Here is a 22,878-nt window from a genome sequence, read left to right as displayed (position 1 = left end):
CCGAGCAGCGGGGTTGTGAGCAGCCTGCGACATGGCGCGTGTCCCGGGAGTGGCTACCCGGTCATAGCCACCCACCTCTCACCAGCGCATCGGGAAGAATGCCCAGGGCGACATGAAACCGGAGCGCGAGGCAAGCTGGCAATGCTTAGAGGTTCGTCAACCATCTTCGATCAAGCATGCCGCTGGGAACGGACGCTCAGTGCCCCCTTCACGGAGGACGTGCTCAACCCGGAGCAGGCGATCCTAGGTCGGGTACGGACACAGAGCGACTCTCGAGCGTCGAACGCCAGTTGTGCGGATCGGATGAGGGCTCTGCAATGCTTGTACCCCGCCTGACCGGGAAAGGTCTGTCATCCTGTTGCGCTCTGACGGTAGGCCTTGGCATACTCGCAAGCCCAGCAAGGTCTACTCCGGCGATCGATATTGAGGCGGTGCTGTCTACTCTGCCTCTGCCCCCGGACGTTGACCCGCCCACGTACGCAAGTCTTACGGAAGAGCTTCCGCTCAAGAAGCTCATACTTGGCAAACCTGTAGCTGACGGGAATTTACGGTCGGGCTTCGGCATCCGGCGGCATCCCATTCTCCATTCGTCCAAGATGCATACCGGTGTTGATTGGGCTGCCCGGCTCGGCGCACCGATTCTCTCAGCCGGTGAGGGAACGGTGGTCTTGGCGAAATGGGCTGCAGGCTACGGCCGGCGTCTGGAGATCCAGCATGCTGATGGTGTGGTCACTGCCTACTCTCACATGTCTCGCTTCGGCACGGACATCCAGCCTGGGACCAGGGTGCGCCAGGGGCAGGTGATTGGGTTTGTGGGCAGTACGGGTCTCTCGACGGGGCCGCATCTCCACTTCGAGGTGCTGGTCAACGGCGACTTCGTTGATCCTATGGACATTTATGCGCCGGGAGGTGTGCGCGTCGCGGCAAAAGTCCAGAAGGCCCCACCCACAGACGGGCGGACTGCCACCACCTCCGCCCAGCGAGTTGCGGCACTCGAAATTTCGGCAGTCCCGCTTGCGCAGCCCGCTACAAAGCTGCCTCAGTTAGCGCAGCATACGCTCGCCCGGCGGATAGCGGCTGGACCTTCCAGATTGGCCGAGAAATGGGCTGAGCATGACCACAGGATGAGGGCGATCGAGTCAAGGATCACTGCCTCATCTCTCATGATTATGCGCTGATGAACCAAAATAGAACGCCAAGACCGCTACTTCGGCGCGCGACGTGCCCGTGCACCCCGATCTCCCGCGAGTTGCCCGTTCACACCAACGCTTCGTGTGGACGTGGAGCCCCGAGTTCACAAGCGTTCACTCGGAAGCGCATCGCACTCGGCGGCGGTCATCGATCTGGTGGGAAGCGACAGCCGCGCGTTGATCTTCGCTCCGTCCGACGCTGGTTCATCCGTAAGGCCATGGTCGCGCCTGGGGATGGTGTTGCTATCTTCCGTCAGCGGATCGCTGATGTGGTCGGACACTCGAAGACGGGTAATCCACTTGCTATGACCATGGGCCGCTATCCTGGCCGGGCCTATCTGACGGCGTTACGCACCTGCTTGGAGGCGGTGAAGCTGCCGAATGTTCGAGGCGAGGCAGGTGCCCACGCTGACTTGGCCGAAGCTGTTCTACTCGTTCCAGCCAACCGTGGAGCCGACCTGCCAAATCTCAGCAGGTACACGTCGGGCATGATGACCACGCGCGCGGGCACGCGCATCGGCAGTGCGGCTCCGTGCAGTCTTCCCTGCTGACGCTCCGTTCGTGATGGATACCTTGGTGGTACCGGGACCTACAGCTCGGACAAGCGCGAACAGCGCGGCAGCGTTGGCCGGCGCAAGTCGGACGCATCCGTGCGATGCCGGTCGCCCGAGCTGGCGAGTGGCGGTGCTGGCGTGGATAGCGTGGCCCGCCGCCGTGAAGAAGATGGAGTAGGGCATCGGAGCGTCATCCCACTCCCTGGAGTAGTGCTCCTTTGCCAGACGCAAGGGGTGGAACGTGCCTGCGGGCGTCTTATACGGCGCTCGGGCAGTTGAGACTGCCCAGGAATGGCGCAGCTTTCCATCCACCGTCACCCGCATCCGCTGAGAAGCCTTGTCGATCGTGATTAGAACGCGCGGGGGAGACGCAACAGCGAGCCCCGCGGCATCCCGAGCAGGCGCTGCTGTGGGCTGCGGCTGGGCAGGAGCAGGGACGTCGCGGACAGCGCCCGGTGTTAGAGTTGGCAGGAGTGGAACCCCCGGTTCATCCGCCTGGATTTGGGAAGTCGTGACAGAGCTGGGGGCGGGCGCTCCGTTGGCCCTGCCTTCTGAGGAGGCCGGCGAATCAGCTGCTTCCGCAGCAGTCGCGCGAGTTGCCGGAGCCGCGGGTTGGTTAGGCCCGGTCGTTCCGGTTCCGGCGTCACCGGATGCTACTGGCGGCGTAGGAGCGTCGGAAGTGGGTGCAGGATTCGGCGGAGACCCTGCCTGCTCTGCTGACGTAGCAGGTGAGATGCCACTGATTGCCGAGGCTCTTTGCTCATCAAGCTTCCGCTGCGCAGCCGCTTTCGCAGCTTGCTCGGCCTTCTCTTTCTGCCTGCGCTCCGCTGTCTCGCGTGCGAGGCGCTTATCCAGTTCGAGGCGATCACGTCTCGCCTCTTCCAAGACCTTCAAGGGATCAACGAACTGAGCGGAAGCCGTGTCGATGCCGGCTGTGGCGAGCATGCACGATGCGATCAGCAGCTTGGCAACACGCATACTTCGTCTCCGGCCGCGACACCGCCTCAGGGCACCTTCATACAATCGAGCCCAACGGCCAAGGTTCCCCGCTCAGGCTGTGCAGGTGCTGTCGGGGACTGCTGCGTGAGCGTCGCAACTTCGGGTACACGGCGGCGCGGCGGTTGCGCCCGCGGTGCCCACCTCAGATCTCGCTCTGCTTCGATAGAACCAGGGCATCATCGACTTCGATACCGGGACCGCATCGTGCTCTCCAGCTTCGTGTGCCCGCGCAGCAGCTGGCAGGCGCGGATGTGGACTGTTCCGCGGATCGCCGACGTTGCCCGGACATTCATCGAGACGAAGCGGCAGGCTGCATGAGGCTGCGCCCGGTATTCGACCCCAAGCGCGTCAGAGCTTGACACCCTCCAGGTAGCCGCGGTTCCACGTCGGACTGATCAGGATCTCGTTGACGCACACGGACGGGGGCAGGCGGGCCACGAACAGGATCGTCTCCGCGAGGTGGTCTGCCTGAAGCATGCGCGCCTTGTCTTCCGCCGTGACCGGAACGGGACGCTTGTCGAGGATGGGCGTCGCGACCTCGCCGGGACAGATGCAGCAGGATCGGATGCCATGGCCGCACTCCTCCTGGTTCAAGCTTTCCGAGAGCGCCACGAGACCGTGCTTCGCGGCCGAGTAGGCCGGCCCCGTCAGTTTGGACACGTAGCGTCCAGCCCAGGAGGACACTTGAATGATCAGCCCGTCGCGTTGGGCCCGCATGGTCGGCAGCACGAGGCGCGAGGCATAGAAGGGCCCGTTGAGATCGACCCCGATGACTGTGTCGATGCCAGCCGGGTCGATCTCGCTCCAACTCCGCTTCGGCACGTTCAGGCCGGCGGAGTTCACCAGGATGTCGCAGCGGCCAAAGTGAGATCGAACCGTCTCCCAGGCGCGCTCGACCTCGTCGGCCCGGCCCATATCGGCGGGCGCGACGAGCGCCTCACCCCCCGCCTCCCGGACAAGATCGGCCGTCGCCTCGAGTGTCTCCCGGCCGCGTCCCGTCAACGCGAGCCGCACCCCAGCCTTCGCGAGTGCGACCGCGGCGGCCCGGCCGATTCCGGAGCCCGCCCCCGTGACCCAGGCGACCTGCCCTTCGATATCTCGCGGCATGCTCGGTCTCTCCCATCATCTCGCGGTGTTCGCTTCGTATGGCGATCAGAGTGCTTGCTGGTAGAGCTGCTCCTGAGCCGTGTGATAAATTTGCTGTCCTTTTTGACCGTGTCCGACGAGCGGTCAATGCCGAGTGTCCGGACGACGTTCGTAACCGGACATTCCCGACCCACACTGCGAGGGGCCGCTATGGGTCGAGGCTGTGTGAAAACGCAAAGGCGGCAGAAGGATCTTCCCTCGATAACCCTGGGCAGCGCCGGAATAGGCACCCAGCTGGCATCTCAGCCGCTATCCAGGATGCTCGGATAACGGCTTTGTAGAAGATTATTCTACGATTTCGGAACCCGCCTGAGTTTTCACACAGCCTCGGTCACAAGCTTCCGTTGCCGTGTTTATGAAAGGGGCCTGTCGAGGCTGAGCAGCGTCAGTTCGGATAGCCACCGGGAGATACGAGATCCTCGCCCCAGTCCGTGCCATCTCCAACCCTTTCTGAACCTCTCTCTGTTTATTCATTATTTCTCGTCAGTCCTCGATCTGGACACCAATTCTGTGCGCAATTTTGCCATCTGGCATTCGCTCTCCCAGTTCGGCAGCTGCAACGTTGCGCAATCGTGCGGGATCCCCTGCTATTCTCATAGTCCAAGCGCGTAGCGGCACTGTCGTGGCCGAACCTCATGCGTCGTTCCCTCTTCGGGAAAGGGCTAAGGACGGCCGGTTGGCTCTGCGCAATTGGCCGGTGTGAGATTGGTGGTCTTTCGATTTTCTGATTCCAGGTTCGGGAAGGTGGCGGTTTTTAGCGGCGGACAGGCGCTGCACGTGCCACACCCCACCCGGAGATATTCATATATGTACCGGAAGTGGTACTGGAGACTTCCGGTACCGGAAGTGGTGGTACTAGATGTACCGGAACTGGTACTAGAGCAGCACCCGATCACGTTGCAATCGGGTGCTGCTCTCGATCTTTGATCTTGCCGCATTTTCTGCGACGAACCGGCATCCACTTCGTCGGAAAATGCTCTTAGGGCAAATCGTCAGGCGGCGGTCGGAACGGGGTTGAGCCTGTTGCGGCGAGCCGGCCGGATGGAGGCGCTCTCCTCGACCCGCTGCCGTGCGTTCTTCGCGGCTTGCTCCGCCTCCTCAAGGCTGCCGAACCGCTTCCAGTCGTTGCTCGGGGGGCGCCCGTCGACCATCCCGAACCAGGTCAGGCCGAACAGAGCAGCCCGGCCTTTGAACGCGCCCCAGGCACGCTGTCCCTCACGCACGCGCCGGATGAGCCCGATGGCGATCGCTTCTTCGATGGCCGGCAGGACGGAGTTCGCCCGGACGCCATGCAGCTTGAAGTCGTCGTGCGTGACCGCCAAAGCGCCGTTCGTGAGCCCTCCGTGTCCGATGTGCTCCAGGAGGATCCTGTCGACCACCCGGCGGCAGTTGATCGATTGAGCCCGTCAGGCGTGGCTGTCGAGGAGGTCCCGACCCAGTGAGGTCCAGTGCCCCTCCCAGACTGCAGGTCCCTGGCGGGGATCGGTCTGGACGGTCGAGCGGCCCGTCTTGTCCGCCTTGGCCGGCGCTGCGGGGCGCGAGTGCAATGTCGGCGATGGCGGCGTTGTGGGGATCGCCCGGATCGAGGGCGATGGTCGCCCGCCCGGTGATCTTCTCCGCCGTGCCGCGCTCACCGAAGCTGCGCCCTTGGAGCGCCGGCCGCTCCACCGCAATGGCCTCGAACCGTGTCACCTCGGCCTTGACCGGCTCGGCCGGCAGGCTGCCCCCGATCAGCACCGGGGCAGCGGCCGCTCTCGCTCTCGTCATGCTCAATCCCGCCGGACCTCGTCGAAGGCGCCGCGCCGCGTCCGGCCAGGGCAGTTGCGCGATCCCCGTCAGCCACGCGCCGGCGATGGACCGAGGCGGCGTCCGCGGCCGACGCAGCTCCCCTCGCCGCCTCGTCGTTCCAGCCGGCAGGCGCCGGTGCTGCGCCCTATTCGAGGACCGGGCCGGCCGCTACCTGCCGCGAGGCGGCTTGGGCGACGGCCTCGGCCCGATGGAGCCGCGCGGCGTCCGGCGCCGGTCCGCCGTCCCGGCCGAGGATGCCGGGCGTGAACCGGCCGAGCCCGGGCTCGCCGACGATGCGGGCCTCCTCCATCACCACTTGCCCACGGACGATCGTGGCGACCGGCATGCCGCGGACCCGCATCCCCTCCCAGGAGGTGTGGCCCGCGCGGCTGTGCATGTCCTCCTTGCGCAAGACCGTCTCCCGGGCGAGGTCGACGATCGTGATGTCGGCGTCGGCACCGAGTTCGAGCGCGCCCTTGCGCGGGTAGAGGCCGAAGCGCTGGGCGGGCTGGAGGGCGCAGAACCGCGCGATGTCCTGGAGCGTCATCCGCCCCTCGTTCACCGCGTTGAGCATCAGCGGCACGAATTCCTGGGCACCCGTGATCCCGAGCGGGACGGAGAAATTGTCCTCCCAGCCGGGCTCGACGTCCTCGACGGAGTGGGGCGCGTGCTCGCCGACCAGCATGTCGGCGACGCCGTCCCTGAGACTGGTCCAGCCCGCCTCCGGGCTGTGCGCCCAGAGATACGCGAAGGGGCCGACCCGCTCCGCCTGCTCGCGCGACATGAACAAGGAGGCGGCCTCAAGCTCCGCGGTGACGTCCTGCTTCAGGTCGAACTTGGCATGCCGGAGCATCTCGTACGCGCCGACCGGCATAACCCCCAGGTGAAGCACGTGCAGGCGCAGCTTGGTCAGGCGCGCGTAGTAGAGCGAGCTGGCGAGACCGGCGACCATGCCGTGTCCGTACATGTAGCCGCGCTCGTAGCACTCCATGTAGTATTTGTTCTCAACCTTTCCAGGATTGATGTAATCCCGAAACGTCAGGCGCTTGCACCATTCCGTATCGTCGTGGTGCACCGAGCCGACGAGGCCGGTCTCGGCGATCGCCTCGTAGAGTTCGTAGAGGATGCCGTGATCGACCACCCCGAGTTCGGTGATGTAGGGGTAGACCTCCTTGACGTGCCGCGTGTTGAAGATCTTGATGCCGATCGCCCCCGCCTTGCCGAGGTCGAGGCACGTCTTCGGGTAGAGGCCGCCGCCGTAGATCGCGTAATCGACGTGGGCTTTGGGAGCGATCGCCGCTTTCTTCATCTCGAAGGTTTCGAGCGTGGTGGGATGCGGGGTGTTGTTGGTCATGTCGATGCAGAAGGCGATGCCGCCCGCCGCGGCCGCCCTGCTGCCGCTCTCGAAATCCTCCTTGTAGGTGTGGCCCGGCTCCCGGAAATGGCAGTGCACGTGCCACAGGCCCGGCAGGACGTGCCGGCCGCGCGCGTCGATGGTCCGGACGGCCGGCAGGTCGACGCCCGGCGCCACGATCGCGGCGATCCGCCCGTCCACGACCGCGATGGAGCCTCGGTACTCACCGTGCGCGGTCACGACGGTGCCATTGGTGACGAAGAGATCGAACGGCTTCATGGCGGACCTTGAACAGGGCAGGGTCAGGCCGCGACGCCCATATAGGCTTCGCGGATCTTCGGATCGTCGATCAGGGTGGCGGACGGCCCGTCGAGGACGACGCGCCCGGTGTCGAGCACGGTCGCGTGGGAGGCGATCTCCAGCGCCAGTTCCACGTCCTGCTCGACGAGCAGCATCGTGACGCCTTCCGCTTCGTTCACGCTGCGCAACGCCGCGGCGATGCGGTCGACGACGACGGGGGCGAGGCCGAGCGACATCTCGTCGATGAGGAGCAGCCGCGGGCGGGCCATCAGCGCGCGCCCCACCGCACACATCTGCTGCTGACCGCCCGACATCGTGCCGGCGATCTGGCCCGCGAGCGGCGCGAGTTCCGGGAACAGGGCGAAGACCCGGCCGAGGTCGCGGGTCACGGCGGTCCGGTCGGCCCGCATGTGGGCGCCGAGCATGAGGTTCTCGGTCACCGAGAGGCCGGCGAACAGGCGCCGCCCCTCGGGGACGAGCGCGATCCCGCGGCGAACCCGCGACTCCGCCGGGACGCGCGCCAGATCCTCGCCCGCGAACACGACGCGGCCGGCGCTCGGCTGCGCCAGTCCGGCGATGGCCCGCATGAGCGTGGTCTTGCCGGCGCCGTTGGCCCCGACCAGCGCGGAGATCCGGCCCTCCTCGACCGCCAGGTCGACGGACCACAGGACCTGGCTGTCGCCGTAGCGCAGGTCGAGGCTCTCGACGCGAAGGAGGCTCATGCGGCGGCTCCCCGGGCAGCGTGTCGCTTGGCGTAGCGGTCGCCCAGATAGGCGCTGACCACCTTGGCGTCGGACAGGACCGCGTCGGGCGGGCCGTCCGCGATCTTCTCGCCGAACTGCAGGACGACGACCCGGTGGCAGACCGCCGTGATCGCCTTCATCACGTGCTCCACCACGATGATGGTCAGCCCGGTGCGGTTGATGGCGTGGATCAGCGCGATGATGCGTTCGATCTCGGCATGGTTGAGCCCGGCCATCACCTCGTCGAGGAGGAGGAGGCGCGGGCGGGTCGCGAGCGCCCGGGCGACCTCGAGGCGCTTGCGCTCGGACAGCGTCAGCTGGCTCGGGAGGAAGTCCCGCTTGCCCGCGATCCCGACCTGCTCCAGGGCCTCCGCGCAGGCCTCCGCCACCGCGGCGGCCGAGCGTCCCGCGTTGCAGAACATGGCGCCCACCGCGACGTTCTGCGCGACCGTGAGATTGCGGAACGGCTGCACGATCTGGAACGTGCGCGCGACGCCGCCGCGCGCGATGGCGTGCGCCTTGCGCCCGGTGATCGTCTCGCCGTCGAAGGTGACGCGGCCGGCCGCGGGCTTGACCAGGCTCGACACGACGTTGAGGAGCGTGGTCTTGCCGGCCCCGTTCGGCCCGATCAGACCCAGCACCTCCCCGGGCGCGACGTCGAAGCTCACGTCCTTGATCGCCTGGACGCCGCCGAAGCGGACGCCGATCCCCTCGATGGTGAGCAGCGGCTCGGTCATGTCACGCCTCCGCGGGCCGGCGGCCGCGCCGCGCGGGCGGGCGCAGCCGCGACAGGCTGTCGAGCAGGCCCCGCGGCACCATCAGCACCACGGCCATCACGAGGGCCCCGAGCAGCAGGTTGTGGATGCCGGAGAAGTGGCTCCAGATCGCGTCGCCCACGAGCTGGAACAGGGCGGCCCCGATCACCGGGCCGATCACCGTGCCCATGCCGCCGAGCAGCATCATGACGTAGCCGCGCACCGAGATGGAGACGTCGAAGGCCGTCCCGACCTCGATGAAGGTGAGCCAGTAGGCCCACAGGCCGCCGACCGCCCCGGTCATCGCGGCGCTGATCATCCAGGCCAGGATCTTGGCCCGCACGGTGTCGACCCCCATCACCTCCGCGCCGTCCTCGCTGTCGCGCAGCGCCCGCAGCGCGTAGCCGAGCCGGCTCCGCGACAGCCAGAACACCACCCCGGTCGCGAGGACGAGCGCCGCCAGCATGGCGAAGTAGATGATGCGGTAGAGCGTGGTCGGGGGAAGCGCGGAGAACGGCAGGGGCAGCCCCTGCGCGCCGCCCGTCACGCCGCCGATGTTGATGATCGCCTCCGTGGCGGCGGCGTTCAGCGCCACGGTCGCGATGGCGAAGTAGTGCCCGCGCAGGCGCAGGAGCGGCCAGCCGAGGATCGCCGCGACCAGGGTCGCGGCCAGGACGGCGACCGGGACCGCGATCCAGACCGGCAGGCCGAGCGTCATCCCGACCCCCGTGGCGTAGGCCCCGATGCCGAAGAAGACCGAGTTGCCGAAGGCGTGATAGCCCGCGAACCCGACGATCACGTTCAGGCCCTGCGCGACCACGCCGAACATGAACACGGTCGTGAGGACGCGCAGCCAGTAATTGCCGACGAAGGCCGGGGCCGCCAGGGCCGCGGCGAGCAGGACGGCCGCGAGGACGAGTTGCCGCGTGTCGCTCACCTCAGACCTCCCCGAAGAAGCGCTTGCCGAACAGACCCTGCGGGCGGACGACCAGGATGACCAGGAACAGCCCGAAGGCGACGATCTCCTGGTAGTTCACGCCGAGGTAGCTCGCCGCGAAGGACTGGATCAGCGCGTACACGAAGCCGGCCGCGACCGCGCCGGTGACGGACCCGATGCCGCCGAGCACGGTGATGACGAAGACCGCGCCGATGAAGGAGTTTCCCAATCCGGGCGAGATCGGGAACAGCGTGCTGGCCAGCGAGCCGGCCGCGCCCGCGAGCGCCGCCCCGATCCCGGCCGTGTAGCCGTAGATCCGCTCCGGGACGATGCCCATCAGGCGCGCCGCCTCCCGGTCGAGGGCGGTCGCCAGGATCGCCTGGCCGAGACGGGTGCGCGTCAGGACGAGGTACAGCAGGCCCGCCAGGGCGAGGGAGAGGAGGGCGGCCGCCAGCCGGACGTACGAGACCAGCACCGGGCCGATCGCGAGCGCCTCGGAGGAGTAGCTCGTGTTGACGGAGCGGATGTCCGAGGTGAACAGCGCGACGAACACGTCCACGAGGAAGAGGTCGAGCCCGAACGTCATCGCGAGCGTGAGCAGCACGCTCGTGCGCATCACCGGGTTCAGCAGCAGGGACTGCACCGCGAACCCGACGCAGAACAGCGCCGCCATGACGAGCGGCATCGACAGGAACGGGTCGATGCCGAGCCGCGCGGCCATCAGGTAGGCGAGGTACGCCCCCATCATGATGTAGGCGCCGTGCGCGAGGTTGATGATGCTCATCACGCCCCAGACCATCGAGAAGCCGATGGTGGCGACGCCGTAGACGCCGCCGAGGAGGAGCCCGTTGACGAAGGTCTGCGCGAGCATGCTGGACCGGCTCCTCGGGTGAGGTCGGGTGCCGGGGCAGGGCGCGATCGCGCCGCGATCATGCCCCGCCCTCGGCTCTGCTGCGGTCGCGCGTCCCGCGACCAACCGGCATCGGCTGCGCCGGAGAACGCCCTAGGGAACCGCGCGCGGGTAGACCGGGTCCGCCTGCTTGACCGCGAAGGGGTAGATCACCTTGGGCTCAGCGCCGACGATCTGCGAGACGTTGAGTCCGGCCCGCGTGTTCACGCCGTTGGCGTCGAACTTGAACGGTCCGTAGAAGGTCTCGCCCTGCATCGACAGGAGCGCGTCCCGGACTGCCGTGGGATCGACCGACCCGGCCTTGTCGATCGCGAGCTGCAGCACCACGCCGGCCGCGGCGCCGCTCGCCGCGTGGAAGGTGGGCGCCTTGGCGTACTTTGCCTCGAACGCCTTCGCGAAGCCGGCGCTGTCCCCGAAGACCGGATCCTTCCAGGTCAGGGTCGGCACCCAATAGTCGACGCCCATGATGCCCTCGGCCGCCGGACCCACCGCCGTCCGGAAGTCCTGGACGCCGACCGCGGTCGCGAGCCCGACGAGCTTGGGCGCGACCTGCAGTTCGCGCAGGGACTTGACCAGGAGGATCGAGTCCTGGACGTAGCCGGTCGCCAGGAGGATGTCGGGGGCGGCCGCCTTGATCTGCGTCGCGACCGCCGAGAGGTCGTTCGCCCCCTTCGGGTACTTGCCGGTGTAGACGACCTTGAGGCCGAGGGCCTCGGCGCGCTTGCGGGCCCCCTCGCCGGTGATGTTGGGGAACAGGTCGTCGGGCCCGACGATCGCCACCGTCCCCGGCGCGGGCTTCAGGTCCTTGGCGAGGTCGAGGATCGGCACCAGCCCCTGATCCGCGAGGGGCGAGGGCGTGAAGAGGTACTTGTAGCCGCGCGCGTAGAGGCTGTTGGCGGTGGCCATCGGGGCCAGGGTGAGCGCCCGGTAGCGCTCGCTGATCACCGCGGTGGCGGTGGCGATGCCCGATGAGTACGGCCCGAAGACGAGCGAGACGCCGTCGTCGCTCACGAGCTTCTCGGTCAGCTGGGCGCTCGTCTGCGCCTTCGACTCGTCGTCGTAGTAGACGACCTGGACCTTGTAGGTCTTGCCCCCGGCCTTCAGGCCGCCGGCGGCGTTCACGCGCTCGCGCCAGAGCTCGTAGCCGTCCCGGAGCAGGCCGCCCTCGCGGGAGAAGGCGCCGCTCAGGCTGACGGCGGCGCCGATCTTGAGCACCTCCTGGGCCCGGAGCGGCGACGAGAGTGACGCCGCCGCGAGGCAGCCCAGAACGACCCGACGCGTCCACGCTCCAGCCATGATCCCGCACCCCGACCGCCCGACGAACCGCATGCATGCTGCATGTCCGGTCTGGTGAATACAAGCTGTATTTTCCTCGGGCGCCCGCCTATGATCGGGGCTCCATCCGGTGCGACCGCGGAGGCGGCTCGATGACGTCGACGAAACGGCAGCGCGCGAGCGCGCCGGCCAAGGGCGGCCCGGGCAAGGGCCGCCCGAGCAAGGGCCGCGGCCGCGAATTCGCCTACGAGACGCTGAAGCGGCAGATCGTGTCGCTGCAGCGCGCGCCGGGCTCCGAGCTCGACGAGCTGCAACTCGTCGGCGAGCTCGGGATCTCGCGCACGCCGCTGCGCGAGGCCTTCGTCCAGCTCGCGAGCGACGGGCTGGTCGTGCTGATGCCGAACCGCGGCGCGCGCGTCGCCCCCCTCGACCTCGCCTACACGCAGGAGCACCTGGAGGCCTTCGACCTCCTGCAGCGCGTCGCGACGGCCTGGGCGGCGGCCCGCTGCTCGGCGGAGGATCTCGCGGGCATCCGGCGCCGCGCCGAGGCCTTCGAGGCGGCGTGGCGGGACCGCGATCCCACCGCCATGATCGACACGAACTTCGCGTTCCACGAGGCGATCGGCCATGCCTGCGGCAATCGCAACGTGGCCCGGACCTATATCGGGCTGCTCAGCGAGAACCTGCGCATCGCGAGGCTCGCGATGGCGTACGAGTGCTACGGGTCGGCCGACGCGTACGAGGCTCACATCGAGTCGATCATCCGGGAGCACGGCGAGATGCTGGACGCGATCGAGACCCGCGACGCGGAGCGCGCCGAGTCGGTCGCCGGCTCTCACGCGGGCCTCGCCCGCAAGCGGGTGATCGAGTACCTCTCGTCCAGCCTGGTCGACGGCCCGATCGGTCGCCTCCTGGCGACGGCGGCGTGACAGGAGCCCCCACGCGATGTGCGACGTCTGCGCCGTCTTCGGGATCGGCGACCATTGGACCGATGCCGCCAAGCTCTCGCGGAGCCCCTTCCCGGCGCGCGACATCCAGAGGCACCGGCGCCACCGGCGCGAGAGGATCGCGCTGATGAACCGCCTGGTCGCGCCCGCCGGGCTCGCCTGCGAGGATTGGGACGGGGACGCCTTCCTGCTGACCGACCGGGCCGGCCGCACGCGGGTCGCCGCCAGCCTCGCGGAGTTCTGGGGCGCGGCGGAGGCGCTCTCCGGCCGGATCCTCGATCCCCTGACCGCGCGCTTCGAGGGAGGAGCCCCGCGATGGTAGCCCTGCCCGAGCCCATGCCGCTGTTCGTCCTGACGGGGTTCCTCGGCAGCGGCAAGACGACCCTGCTCGGCCGCATCCTGCGCGCGGACGCGGAGGCGCGCACCGGCGTGCTCATCAACGAGTACGGCCAGGCCGGCCTCGACCACCGCATCGTGGCGCACGTCGCGGAGGCGAGCGCCGTCGTGGCGAACGGATGCCTGTGCTGCTCGGTCCGGCCCGAACTGGCGCGCGCGCTGCTCGACCTGCTGCGCCGCTCCCTGGCGGGCGAGGTGCCCCGGTTCGAGCGCGTCGTGCTCGAGACCTCCGGACTGTCCGATCCCGCCCCGATCATCAACACGGTCCAGACCCATCCGGTGCTGAAGGAGTACTTCCGGGTGGCGGGCGTGATCGCCACGGTCGACGCCGTCAACGGCCTCGCCTCGGCCGACGACCACGCCGAGTTCGCCAAGCAGGTCGCGGTCGCGGACCTCGTGCTGGTGACGAAGTCCGACCTCGCCGCGCCGGCGGCGGCGCGCGGCTTGGCGGAGCGGATCCGGGTCATCAACGCGCTGGCGCCGGTCCGCGACGCCCGCGCGCCGGACCTCGATCCCGCCTCGCTCCTGCGCGAGCAGCCTGTGTCGCGCGTCTCGGCCGTGAGCGCGGACGCCGCCCCGTCCCACGCCGTGAGCACGTTCTCGATCTCCCTCGACGAGCGCCTCGACTGGTCGAGCTTCGTGACGTGGCTGTCCCTCCTCCTCAACCGGCACGGACGCTCGGTCCTGCGCTTCAAGGGGATGCTGAACCTCACCGACGAGAGCGCCCCCGTGCTGGTCCACGGGGTCCAGCACATCATGCACCCGCCCGAGCACATGGAGGGCTGGCCGGATGACGACCGGCGCTCGCACCTGGTCTTCATCGCTCGGGGGCTCGATCCGGCCGAGATCAGGGCGTCCCTCGCCTCGTTCCTCCGGTTCGCGAGGGAGAACATGGCGCCCCGGCCCGGCCTGCTCGTCGCGGAGGAGGTCTGATCGCCGGGCCGGTCTCCCGCCGCGGGAGCCTGCCCCCGGCAGGGACGCCGGGCGGGGAGGGGACTTCCGGGCGAGGAGGAAACTTCGGCGGTGGAGCGCCGGGACGACCCCGCCCGGGGCCGGGGCCGGCCCGCGGGAGGCTCCTCACGGACCGACCTCCGGTCCCTCGTGCGCGGCCGCCGGGGACACGTCCGACCGGGCGCCCGTGAGGTAGCTGAGCACCATCTCCACCACGTGCCGCCGACGCACCGCCACCCGCTCGCCGGCCATGAAGTCTCGGTCGAGCAGCCAGGACAGCGTGTGCTGGTTCGACAGGAAGAAGTAGGCGAGACCCGAGATCGACAGGTAGAGGTCGACGGCATCGACGTTGTGGCGGAACGTCCCCGCGGCCTGGCCGCGCTTGAGGATCTCATCGATCGTGTCGAGGAGGTTGCGGTAGAGCGGCTTGACCGAGGTCGAGCGCTTCAGGTGCTGGCCGAAATGGATGTTCTCGATGCTCATCAGGCGGATGAGATCGGGCGTCGACACCAAGTGGTCGAAGGTGTTGGCGACGAGGGCCGCCATCGCGGCCGCGGGCGGCAGGTCCCGCAAGGATTCGTCGCGCTGACGGGTGCGCAGGCCGGCATAGATGCGTTCGAGAATTTCGAGGTAGAGGGACTCCTTGGAACCGAAGTAGTGGTAGATCAGGTTCTTGTTGACACCCGCCTGCGCGGCGATGCGGTCGACGCGGGCCCCGTTGAGCCCATGCGTGACGAATTCCCGCCGCGCCGTGTCCAGGATGCGCGCGCGCGTCTCCTCGGCATTGCGCGCCGGCCTGTGGGCCGGCGGGGCGGACTCAGCGCCCATCGGGGACGGCCCCCGGCAGCGGCGCGGCCCGCCGCGACGCGCGCAGGCGGCGCGTCGCGGCCTCGTCGACGATCCCCCGCGCGATCACCACGCCGAAATGCCGCTCCGCGAAGGCCGCGGAGATCTTGCCGTCGAGGCAATCCTCCAGGATCGCCGCGGCGTCGCGGTCGAGCGGGTCACCGAATCCGCCGGCCCCGGCCTGCTCGTGGACGATGAGCGTGCCCCTGCCGACCCGCGTCGTGATCTTGCCGGGGAGAAGGCGGCGCTCGCCGTCGACCTCCATGGCGTTGCGCGACGGACCGCCCGGCTCACCCCCCGCCAGGCCGTAGGGCCGGTGCTTCACCCGGTCGGTCCGCATCTGCAGGAGCGCCTCGTCCGCGAGGATCCGGTAGCTGCGCCGCACGCCCACGCCGCCGCGGTAGCGGCCGGCCCCGCAACTGTCCGGGACGAACGCGTACTCCTCGATCCGGACCGGATGCTCGGCCTCCATGATCTCGACCGGCATGTTGGACAGGTTCTGCGACGCGTTGGTCACCGCCTCCAGTCCGTCCTTGTTCGGTCGTCCGCCCCAGGCTCCGCAGATCATGTCGACGATGATGAAGGGCTGCCGGTTCGGCCTGAGGCCGGAGATGCAGATCACGCTGTTCCCGCCCTCGCCGGCCGCCGGAACCTTGTCCGGAACGATCTGCGCCAGGGCGCCGAGCATGGTGTCGAAGACGCGGTAGCCGGTGAGGGCCCGGGCCGCGCAGGGACCAGGCATCACGGGGTTGAGGATCGAGGCCTCCGGCGCCCGGACGCTCACGCAGCGGAACATGCCGACGTTGTTCGGCACCTCCTTGGCGAGGACGCAGCGGACGGAGAGGTAGGTCAGCGAGTGGGTGAAGCTCAGCGTCGCGTTGATCGCGCCCCTCACCTGCGGCGACGAGCCCGCGTAGTCGACGAGCAGGGAGCCGTCGTCCCTCACCGTGATGGCGACCCGGATCGGGATGGGCGCGTCCGAGAAGCCGTCGTCGTCGATGTAGTCGGTGAAGTGCCAGGTGCCCCTCGGCCAGGTCCGGATCTCGGCGCGCGTCATGCGCTCGGCGTAGTCGAGCAGCTCCTGCATGTAGGCGTCGACCTCGTCCGCCCCGTAGCGCTGCATCAGCTTCTCGAGGGCGCGCCTGCCGACCTGCGCGGCCGCGAACTGCGCCGAGAGGTCCCCCCAGACCCGGTCGGGAACGCGGACGTTGATCCTGATCAGCGCCTCGAGGGTGGTGTTGAGGGTGCCGCGCTCGTAGAGCTTCAGCGGCGGGATGCGCAGGCCCTCCTGGTAGATCTCGGTCGAATCGGAGGCGTTCGACCCGGGAACGCGGCCCCCGACATCGGTGTGATGGCAGATCACGACCGCGAAGGCCCGGCGCTTGCCGCCGTGGAAGATCGGCACGAACATGAAGATGTCCGGCAGGTGCATGCCCCCGTGATAGGGGTCGTTCATGATGACGACGTCGCCGTCGTGCAGGTCGCCGTCGAACGTGGCCAGCACCGCCTGCATGGCTTCCGGAATGGCGCCGAGATGCTGCGCGATCGTCTTGGCCTGCGCCACCATCTGGCCGTCGGCGGCGCACAGGGCCGCCGAGAAGTCCATCACGTCCTTGACGATCTCGGAGCGGGCGATGCGCACGACCGTGTAGGCCATGTCGTCGGCGATCGCGTCGAGGCCGCTCTTGATGACCGCGAAGGTGATCGGGTCGACGTTCATGCGCTGAACTCCAGGACGATGCAGCCGATCGCGTCCTTGCGGATGCTGGCGTCGGGCGGGACGACGATGGTCGCGTCGAACTCCTCGACGACGAGCGGTCCCGGCCGGGCCGTCGCGCCGAGGGCATCGCGGCCGACCACCTCGACGAGCCTGGGCTCCTCGCCGCGCGCGAAGGAGACCGCGCGGGTGCCCCGGCCGGCGGCGACCGCGCGCGGGGCGATCGCCATGGCGTCGAAGGCGAGGCGCTTCTCCCGCAGCCCCCGGCCGACGACCCGCAGCTTCATGAACTCGATCGGCGTCGCGTCCCGGTAGCCGTAGGTCTTCACGTATTCCGCCACGAACCGCTCCTCGAGCGCGGCGAGGTCCTCGCCCTCGAACGGGACGGTCAGATCGGTGGCCTGACCCTCGTGCCGGAGGTCGGCTTCCCAGAGCAGGTGCCGCCGCGCCTCCGGGTAGCCGTCCTGGGCAAGACGCGCCGCGACGTCGGCCTCCAGGGCGGCCTTGGCCGCGGCGAGGTCCCCGGCATCCATGGCGTCGAGGCGGCGCGCGACCACGGCGAGGGCCGTGTGCTCGGTGTCGGAGGCCAGCATGCCGACCGCGCAGAACACCCCCGAGAGGGGAGGGACGACCACGCGTCCGATCCCGAGCTGACGCGCGAGGTCGGGCGCGTGCACGCCGCCGTTCCCGCCGAACGCCATCAGCGTGAAGTCGCGGGGATCGCGGCCGCGCTCGATCGTCACGGCCCGCACGGCGCGGGCCATGGCGGCGTTGGCGACCGCGCGCACCCCGTGCGCGGCGTCGGCGACCGCGAGGCCGAGCGGATCGCCCACGTGGTCGCGGATCGCCCGCTCGCTCAGTTCCCTGCTGATCGCCAGGCGGCCGCCGGCGAGCGCACTCGCATTGATGAACCCGAGGACGACGTTGGCGTCGGTGACGGTCGGGCGCGCGTTGCCGAGGCCGTAGCAGGCCGGCCCGGGCACCGCGCCCGCCGAGTGGGGGCCGACGACGAGCAGGCCGCCCTCGTCGATGGCGGCGATCGAGCCGCCGCCCGCGCCGACCTCCGCGATGTCGATCGCCGGGACCTTGAGCATGTAGCCGCCGGCCTTGATGAAGCGGCTCGAGGTCGAGATCCCGTCCCGAAACTCGTACTCGGACGTCATGGTCGGGCGGCCGTCCTCGACGATCACCGCCTTGGCGGTCGTGCCGCCCATGTCGAACACGATGATGTCGCGGTCGCCGCGCGCGTGGCCGAGGCGCGCCGCGCCCGCGACGCCGCCGGCCGGCCCCGACGCCACCACCATCACCGGCCTCTCCAGGGTCGCGCGCGCGGCCAGCATCCCGCCGTTCGAGGTCATGACCAGGATGGGCGCCCCGACGCCGATCCCGCGCAGCCCGCGCTCCAGGGCGTGCAGGTAGGCGCGCATGGCCGCGAGCAGGTAGGCGTTCACGACCGTCGTGCTGGTCCGCTCGTACTCCTTCATCTCGGGCAGGACCGTGCAGGAGCTGGTGACCAGCAGGTGGGGGAACTGCTCGCGCAGGATCGCCTCGGCGCGCCGCTCGTGCGCGGCGTTGCGGTAGCTGTTGATGAAGGCGACGGCGACCGCCTCGATCCCGGCCTCGCTGAGCTGGCGGCCGGCGGCGACGACGTCGGCCTCGCTGAGGGGCCGCACGATGGAGCCGTCGGCGGCGACGCGCTCGTCCACCTCCAGCCGGTGGCGACGGGAGACCAGCGGCTTCGGCTTGTCCCAGGTCAGATCGAACATGTCGGGCATGCGGATGCGCCCGATCTCCAGCACGTCGCGGAACCCTCGCGTCGTGATCAGCCCCGTCCTCGCCCCCGTGCGCTGAAGGATCGTGTTGGAGCCGACCGTGGTGCCGTGAAGGACTTCGGCGACTTGCGAGGGCGCGATCCCGAGCTCCGCCAGCAGCGCGGCGACACCGGCCACGACGGCCCGGCTGGGATCGTCCAGGGTCGAGGAGACCTTGCTCTGATGGACGGTGCCCGCCGCGTCGAGCAGGGCGATGTCCGTGAAGGTGCCGCCGATATCGACGGCCACGCGGACGCTGGCGTCGGCGGAGCGGGAGCCCATCGGGAACCTCTTCTAACTAACCAGTTAGTTAAGGATGCGGCGCCGAGGATGGGGTGTCAAGGAGGGCACGCGGCCCGCCGCACCCGAGCCGGCGGGTCGGGGTGGGGCCGCCGGGCCACGTGCACCTCACGAGCGTCGTGCCGGCACACCGGACTGTTCGGCTCGCCGTCGCCGCGCTCGGCAGCTCGCCCCCGGCAGAGCGGCGACAGCGCGACCACAGGCTGGCTCAGCACCCGAGCAGGCGGCTGCATCGCCCGCTCGCCGCACGGTTCGAGACCGGTCGGTCGCGCCGTAAACCCGCCACCCCCAGCCGCATGCCAGCGGGCGGCGAATTGCCTCACGCCGAAACAGGTGGAGCGCAAGACAATTGTGCCGGGGTGGCCAGCAGCTCTGGCCGACTTCTCCGGGAAGGATGGCTCGATGACCGTGCAGGCTTGGCCGTGGCTGACCCTGTCCGCGATGTCGCCCGGTGCAGCGGCCATCCGCTTTCCCTCCAGCCGCCGGTCCTCCGATGACGAGACCGGTCGTCATGACTGGACGCGGCCAGGGATAGGCCTGCCGCTCGCAGCAGCCCCGGCAGCACACGAGGATTGTCTGCCTGCTCACGACAGCGAATGCGCTGTCACGACTCAGAACCGCCTCCAGGCCCTCGCCACGGACGCGAGGCACTCCGGCATGCCCGGGGGCGGAGCCGTGTTCGGCATGCCGGCCGCCAACCCGCCGCTCATCGCGACCGCCCTGTCCTTCGACTGCCCAAAGATCTCGTGGACCAAATGAAATTGATATCACATTTTCTACGATCCGACTGCCGCCGCTTGCGTTGTGCTCTAAATACGGCCGCATTCTTTAAGCTGCAATAAATTTGATAAATTCCATGAGTTATTTAGCCGCAATCTTGCGCTCCTGGCGAGGATCCGGGCCGTACATGCGCCGTTATTGCGTCGCTATTATTTTTCTCACGATCTATGAATGGCTTTATTGAAATGTGTGCACAAGGGATTGTATAAATATCATATATCTGAATCATAAGAGCGAAAAGAAATGATGCAAGGCGGGAAAGTAGATGTACAGAAGGTCGCAGGCCGGAACGAGATCATGCCCGACGCATTGGAGAGCGGACGAATCTTCAACGACAGGAGCCTCCCATGCGGCGTTCATTCCTGGCAATTGCTTTAACCGCCGCCATCGCGACACCGGCCTTTGCGGTGGACGACAATCAGAAGGTCCCCACGCGCGGGCCCGAGTTCATCACCGTCCCTCAGGATGCCGTGCTCAGCTACAGTCTCATCGGCCTCAACGTCGTCGATGGGCAGCAGAATACAGTTGGCGGGATCAAAGATCTTGTCCTCGAGAGTGGCCAGCTGAAAGGATACATCGTTTCGGTCGGCGGCTTCCTCGGCATGGGCGAGCGCTACGTTGCCGTCCAGCCGAACTCCATCTCCCTTGGCTACGACGAGGAGAATAAAAAGTGGAAGGCCATCGTTGGTGCGAGCAAAGATCAACTTAAATCTGCTCCGGAATTCAAGTACGAGGGCAAGTTCAAGCGGTAAAGCCAATTCACCGCATTGACGTTCCAGCAAATCATGCCTCGCGCAGCCGATCAACGCGGGCATCACTGCATCTATGGAGAAATGTATGGCTACCGACATCAGCTCGATCTACACGACCGCTCTGCGCAATACACACGCTCTCGAAACCCAAGGCCTCAGCCAGATGGAGCATCAGCTCACCGGTCTTGAGCACTACCCCGAGTACGCGAAGACCCTGCAGGCGCATGTCGGCATCACGCGCGAGCAGATCAGAAGAGTCGAGCAGGCGCTCTCAGCTCTCGACGCCAGCGCCTCGACCCTGAAGGAGACGGTCACCAACACCGCCGGCAAGATCGGCGCAGCCGTGCACGCCTTGGCCCAGGATGAGACACTCAAGAACCTCTACGCGGGCTACGCCTACCAGTACGACCAGATCGCCGCCTATCGCTCGCTGATCGTCATCGCTGAGGCCGCGGGTCACCCTGAGCACGCGCCCCTGTTCCGCAAGTCCCTCGAGGAGGAGAAGCAGGCGGCGCAGCGCGTCGACGGCCTCATCGAGTCCGTGACCCGCGCCTACATCGAGCGCACGACGGCGGGCGCGAAGGCCGACAGCTGAGCCGGCCCGGCGCCGACCGATGCGCGACCTCCGTGTCGATCTGGACAGCGACGTCCTCATCGTCGGGGCCGGCCCGGTCGGGCTGGCTCTTGCGATCGGTCTTCGGCTGCACGGGCTGTCGGTGCGCGTTGTCGACCGGGCACGAGGCCCGAAGAACGAACCCCGCGCCGCCGTGATCTGGCCGCGCGGGGCCGAGGTGCTCGACGACCTGGGCCTCGGGGCCGCCGTGTCGGAGGCGGCCAACACGCTCCGCACGGTGCACTTCTACGGGCAGGGCCGGCGCCTCGGAGCCGCCCAGCTGGGCTCCGTCGCCAGCGCCTACCCGACCCCGCTCCTGATCGAGCAGCACGTGACGGAGCGCCTCCTCGAAGGCCGCTTGCGCGCGCTCGGGGCCGAGGTCGCGTGGGGATGCGAGGCGCGCGACCTCTCGCCCGATCCGTGCGGTGTGACGACGATGCTCGCCGATTGCGCCGGGCGGGCCCGCGCGTGGCGCAGCGCCTGGCTGGTCGGCTGCGACGGCTCCCGCAGCCTCGTGCGGGATCGCCTCGGGATCGCGTTCGAAGGGCACCGCGTCCCTGATCTGCAGATCCTGCAGGTCAACGCCGTCCCCCGCTGGCGGCACCCGGCCAACGCGCGCGAGGGCTACTATTTCCTCGCCCCCGGCGCGTGCCTCGGCTGCTTTCCCGTTGCGGAGGGCTCCTGCCGCTTCTTCTGCTACGCGACCGACCCGGATCCGGACGCGCACGCGCCGCCGTCGCTGGCGGAGGCCGAGGCGCTGATCGCGCGGGTTGCGGGGACGCCCGAGATCCGGCTCGAACGGGCGACCTGGTTCAACCGCGCGCGTTTCCAGACCCGCCTCGCCGCCCGGATGCGCCGGGGTCGCGTGCTCCTCGCGGGCGACGCGGCGCACGTGTGGTCATCGCTCGGCGGTCACGGCATGAGCCTGGGATTGCGGGGCGCCCACAATCTTGCCTGGAAGCTGGCCGCCGTTCACGGAAAGCGAGCCCCGGACCTGCTGCTCGACAGCTACGAGGACGAGCAGCGCGCCAGCGTGAGGCGCTTCCTGAGCCTGATGCGCTACAATCTCGTCGAGACGCCGAGTTCGCGACCCGGCCTCCTCCTGCGGGAGGGCGCCCTGTGGGCGGCGCTGGCGCATTCCGCCCCGATCCGGTGGGTCGAGCGCGCGGTGAGCGACGTCGACGACCATCACCGTGACGGCCCGCTGGCCGGAGGCGCGACCGCCCCGGCGCGAGCGCCGCGGGGACTGCGTCCGGGCGACCGCCTTCCCGACGCCGGTGAGGACGATACGCCCGACCGCCTCCACGGCTGCCTCGACTACCGCTCCTGGACACTCCTGCTGCCGCTCGACGCGTCGGCGGCGGAGCATGCCGCGATCCGCTCCCTGCTCGCTCCCTGGAGCGACACCATCCGGATCCGGGTCGCGCCCGCTTCCGCCAGGATGATCCTTCCGCGCGCAAGCCTCGTCCTGGTCCGGCCGGATCGGCACGTGGCACTGATCGCGCAGCGCCGGGACCTCGCGCGTCTTCACCGGTACGCTGCGCGTTGGCTCGTCGGGCCGTCCCCAAGCGGGCCCACCGCCCCGGCAGCCGCAGACGCGAGCGCCGATGACGGGTCGCTGTGCCGCGACTCACCCCACCTCTAGGACCGTCGGATGGACGAGCCGCCCGTGGCCCGACCACGACCGTGCCCGCGGCTCTCGGCGCGTTCGGCGACGCACCCCCCTCATCACCCTGGCGCACGCGCCGAGCGTGCGCGGCCTCCGGCCCGCCGCGACCGACCGGGCCGAGGTCCAGGTCGGCTCCGTTCCGGCC

The 22,878-nt window shown here is 68.7% G+C and carries 19 protein-coding genes and 1 pseudogene; 8 read left to right on the top strand and 12 right to left on the bottom strand.

The annotated features are described in order from the left end of the window. Positions 1–503: 503 nt before the first annotated feature. A pseudogene (locus MET2598_RS43255) lies at positions 504–911 on the top strand (M23 family metallopeptidase); the annotation flags it as partial. 707 nt (positions 912–1,618) lie between these two features. On the opposite strand, the gene MET2598_RS43505 reads toward MET2598_RS43255, so the two are convergent. The 9 genes from MET2598_RS43505 to MET2598_RS0134460 all read right to left on the bottom strand — a co-directional run bounded on the left by MET2598_RS43505 (position 1,619) and on the right by MET2598_RS0134460 (position 11,972). Then, entirely contained in the window at positions 1,619–2,689 is a 1,071-nt protein-coding gene (locus tag MET2598_RS43505; protein WP_084674041.1) for a L,D-transpeptidase, read from the bottom strand. A gap of 402 nt (positions 2,690–3,091) precedes the next feature. Next, complete coding sequence (locus MET2598_RS0134495) at positions 3,092–3,850, bottom strand: SDR family oxidoreductase (protein WP_018263918.1); 759 nt, start codon at positions 3,848–3,850, stop codon at positions 3,092–3,094. 1,031 nt (positions 3,851–4,881) lie between these two features. Next, on the bottom strand, positions 4,882–5,268 hold the full coding sequence (locus MET2598_RS37885; protein WP_051086554.1) for a hypothetical protein: 387 nt from the start codon (positions 5,266–5,268) through the stop codon (positions 4,882–4,884). Positions 5,269–5,822: 554 nt separating this feature from the next. Beyond that, positions 5,823–7,310, bottom strand: a complete 1,488-nt coding sequence (locus tag MET2598_RS0134485; RefSeq protein WP_012335309.1) for a dihydroorotase — start codon at positions 7,308–7,310, stop codon at positions 5,823–5,825. Between the two features lie 23 nt (positions 7,311–7,333). Next, positions 7,334–8,053, bottom strand: a complete 720-nt coding sequence (locus MET2598_RS0134480; RefSeq protein WP_012335310.1) for an ABC transporter ATP-binding protein — start codon at positions 8,051–8,053, stop codon at positions 7,334–7,336. Then, complete coding sequence (locus MET2598_RS0134475) at positions 8,050–8,811, bottom strand: ABC transporter ATP-binding protein (RefSeq protein WP_018263917.1); 762 nt, start codon at positions 8,809–8,811, stop codon at positions 8,050–8,052. The genes MET2598_RS0134480 and MET2598_RS0134475 overlap by 4 nt, the downstream gene beginning before the upstream one ends. A gap of 1 nt (position 8,812) precedes the next feature. Beyond that, positions 8,813–9,766: a branched-chain amino acid ABC transporter permease gene (locus MET2598_RS0134470; protein WP_018263916.1), complete on the bottom strand. Its 954-nt coding sequence runs from the start codon at positions 9,764–9,766 to the stop codon at positions 8,813–8,815. Position 9,767: 1 nt separating this feature from the next. Further along, the gene (locus tag MET2598_RS0134465) at positions 9,768–10,637 is read right to left on the bottom strand and encodes a branched-chain amino acid ABC transporter permease (protein ID WP_012335313.1); all 870 of its coding nucleotides are present in this window, start codon (positions 10,635–10,637) and stop codon (positions 9,768–9,770) included. A 132-nt stretch (positions 10,638–10,769) separates the two neighbouring features. Continuing rightward, positions 10,770–11,972, bottom strand: a complete 1,203-nt coding sequence (locus tag MET2598_RS0134460; protein WP_236728876.1) for an amino acid ABC transporter substrate-binding protein — start codon at positions 11,970–11,972, stop codon at positions 10,770–10,772. Positions 11,973–12,103: 131 nt separating this feature from the next. Between MET2598_RS0134460 and MET2598_RS0134455 the strand changes: the two genes are divergently transcribed. From MET2598_RS0134455 to MET2598_RS0134445, 3 genes are read left to right on the top strand one after another with little or no spacing between them, the layout of a single operon-like run. After that, on the top strand, positions 12,104–12,880 hold the full coding sequence (locus tag MET2598_RS0134455) for a GntR family transcriptional regulator (protein WP_018263914.1): 777 nt from the start codon (positions 12,104–12,106) through the stop codon (positions 12,878–12,880). A gap of 16 nt (positions 12,881–12,896) precedes the next feature. Further along, entirely contained in the window at positions 12,897–13,220 is a 324-nt protein-coding gene (locus MET2598_RS0134450; RefSeq protein ID WP_012335315.1) for a hypothetical protein, read from the top strand. After that, on the top strand, positions 13,214–14,227 hold the full coding sequence (locus MET2598_RS0134445) for a CobW family GTP-binding protein (RefSeq protein WP_012335316.1): 1,014 nt from the start codon (positions 13,214–13,216) through the stop codon (positions 14,225–14,227). The genes MET2598_RS0134450 and MET2598_RS0134445 overlap by 7 nt, the downstream gene beginning before the upstream one ends. 144 nt (positions 14,228–14,371) lie before the next feature. Here MET2598_RS0134445 and MET2598_RS0134440 read toward each other — a convergent pair whose 3' ends face one another. From MET2598_RS0134440 to MET2598_RS0134430, 3 genes are read right to left on the bottom strand one after another with little or no spacing between them, the layout of a single operon-like run. Next, a complete protein-coding gene (locus MET2598_RS0134440; RefSeq protein WP_018263913.1) occupies positions 14,372–15,073 on the bottom strand; it encodes a TetR/AcrR family transcriptional regulator in 702 nt (233 codons plus the stop codon). Continuing rightward, positions 15,063–16,811 (bottom strand): hydantoinase B/oxoprolinase family protein, encoded by a 1,749-nt coding sequence (locus tag MET2598_RS0134435; RefSeq protein WP_018263912.1) that lies wholly within the window; start codon positions 16,809–16,811, stop codon positions 15,063–15,065. The genes MET2598_RS0134440 and MET2598_RS0134435 overlap by 11 nt, the downstream gene beginning before the upstream one ends. Further along, entirely contained in the window at positions 16,808–18,901 is a 2,094-nt protein-coding gene (locus tag MET2598_RS0134430; protein ID WP_018263911.1) for a hydantoinase/oxoprolinase family protein, read from the bottom strand. The genes MET2598_RS0134435 and MET2598_RS0134430 overlap by 4 nt, the downstream gene beginning before the upstream one ends. A gap of 420 nt (positions 18,902–19,321) precedes the next feature. Between MET2598_RS0134430 and MET2598_RS41840 the strand changes: the two genes are divergently transcribed. The 4 genes from MET2598_RS41840 to MET2598_RS0134410 all read left to right on the top strand — a co-directional run bounded on the left by MET2598_RS41840 (position 19,322) and on the right by MET2598_RS0134410 (position 22,709). Next, positions 19,322–19,678, top strand: a complete 357-nt coding sequence (locus tag MET2598_RS41840; protein ID WP_157182316.1) for a hypothetical protein — start codon at positions 19,322–19,324, stop codon at positions 19,676–19,678. 368 nt (positions 19,679–20,046) lie between these two features. Further along, on the top strand, positions 20,047–20,451 hold the full coding sequence (locus MET2598_RS0134420; RefSeq protein WP_018263909.1) for a PRC-barrel domain-containing protein: 405 nt from the start codon (positions 20,047–20,049) through the stop codon (positions 20,449–20,451). An 85-nt stretch (positions 20,452–20,536) separates the two neighbouring features. Further along, positions 20,537–21,046: a ferritin-like domain-containing protein gene (locus MET2598_RS0134415; protein WP_012335321.1), complete on the top strand. Its 510-nt coding sequence runs from the start codon at positions 20,537–20,539 to the stop codon at positions 21,044–21,046. A 19-nt stretch (positions 21,047–21,065) separates the two neighbouring features. Beyond that, on the top strand, positions 21,066–22,709 hold the full coding sequence (locus tag MET2598_RS0134410; RefSeq protein ID WP_018263908.1) for an FAD-dependent monooxygenase: 1,644 nt from the start codon (positions 21,066–21,068) through the stop codon (positions 22,707–22,709). Positions 22,710–22,878 lie beyond the last annotated feature (169 nt).

The organism is Methylobacterium sp. WSM2598 (genome assembly GCF_000379105.1).
In the GTDB taxonomy this organism is placed as follows: Bacteria; Pseudomonadota; Alphaproteobacteria; order Rhizobiales; family Beijerinckiaceae; genus Methylobacterium.
The sequence above is the reverse complement of the archived record's forward strand: the minus strand, read 5'-3'. Positions and strand labels throughout refer to the sequence as shown.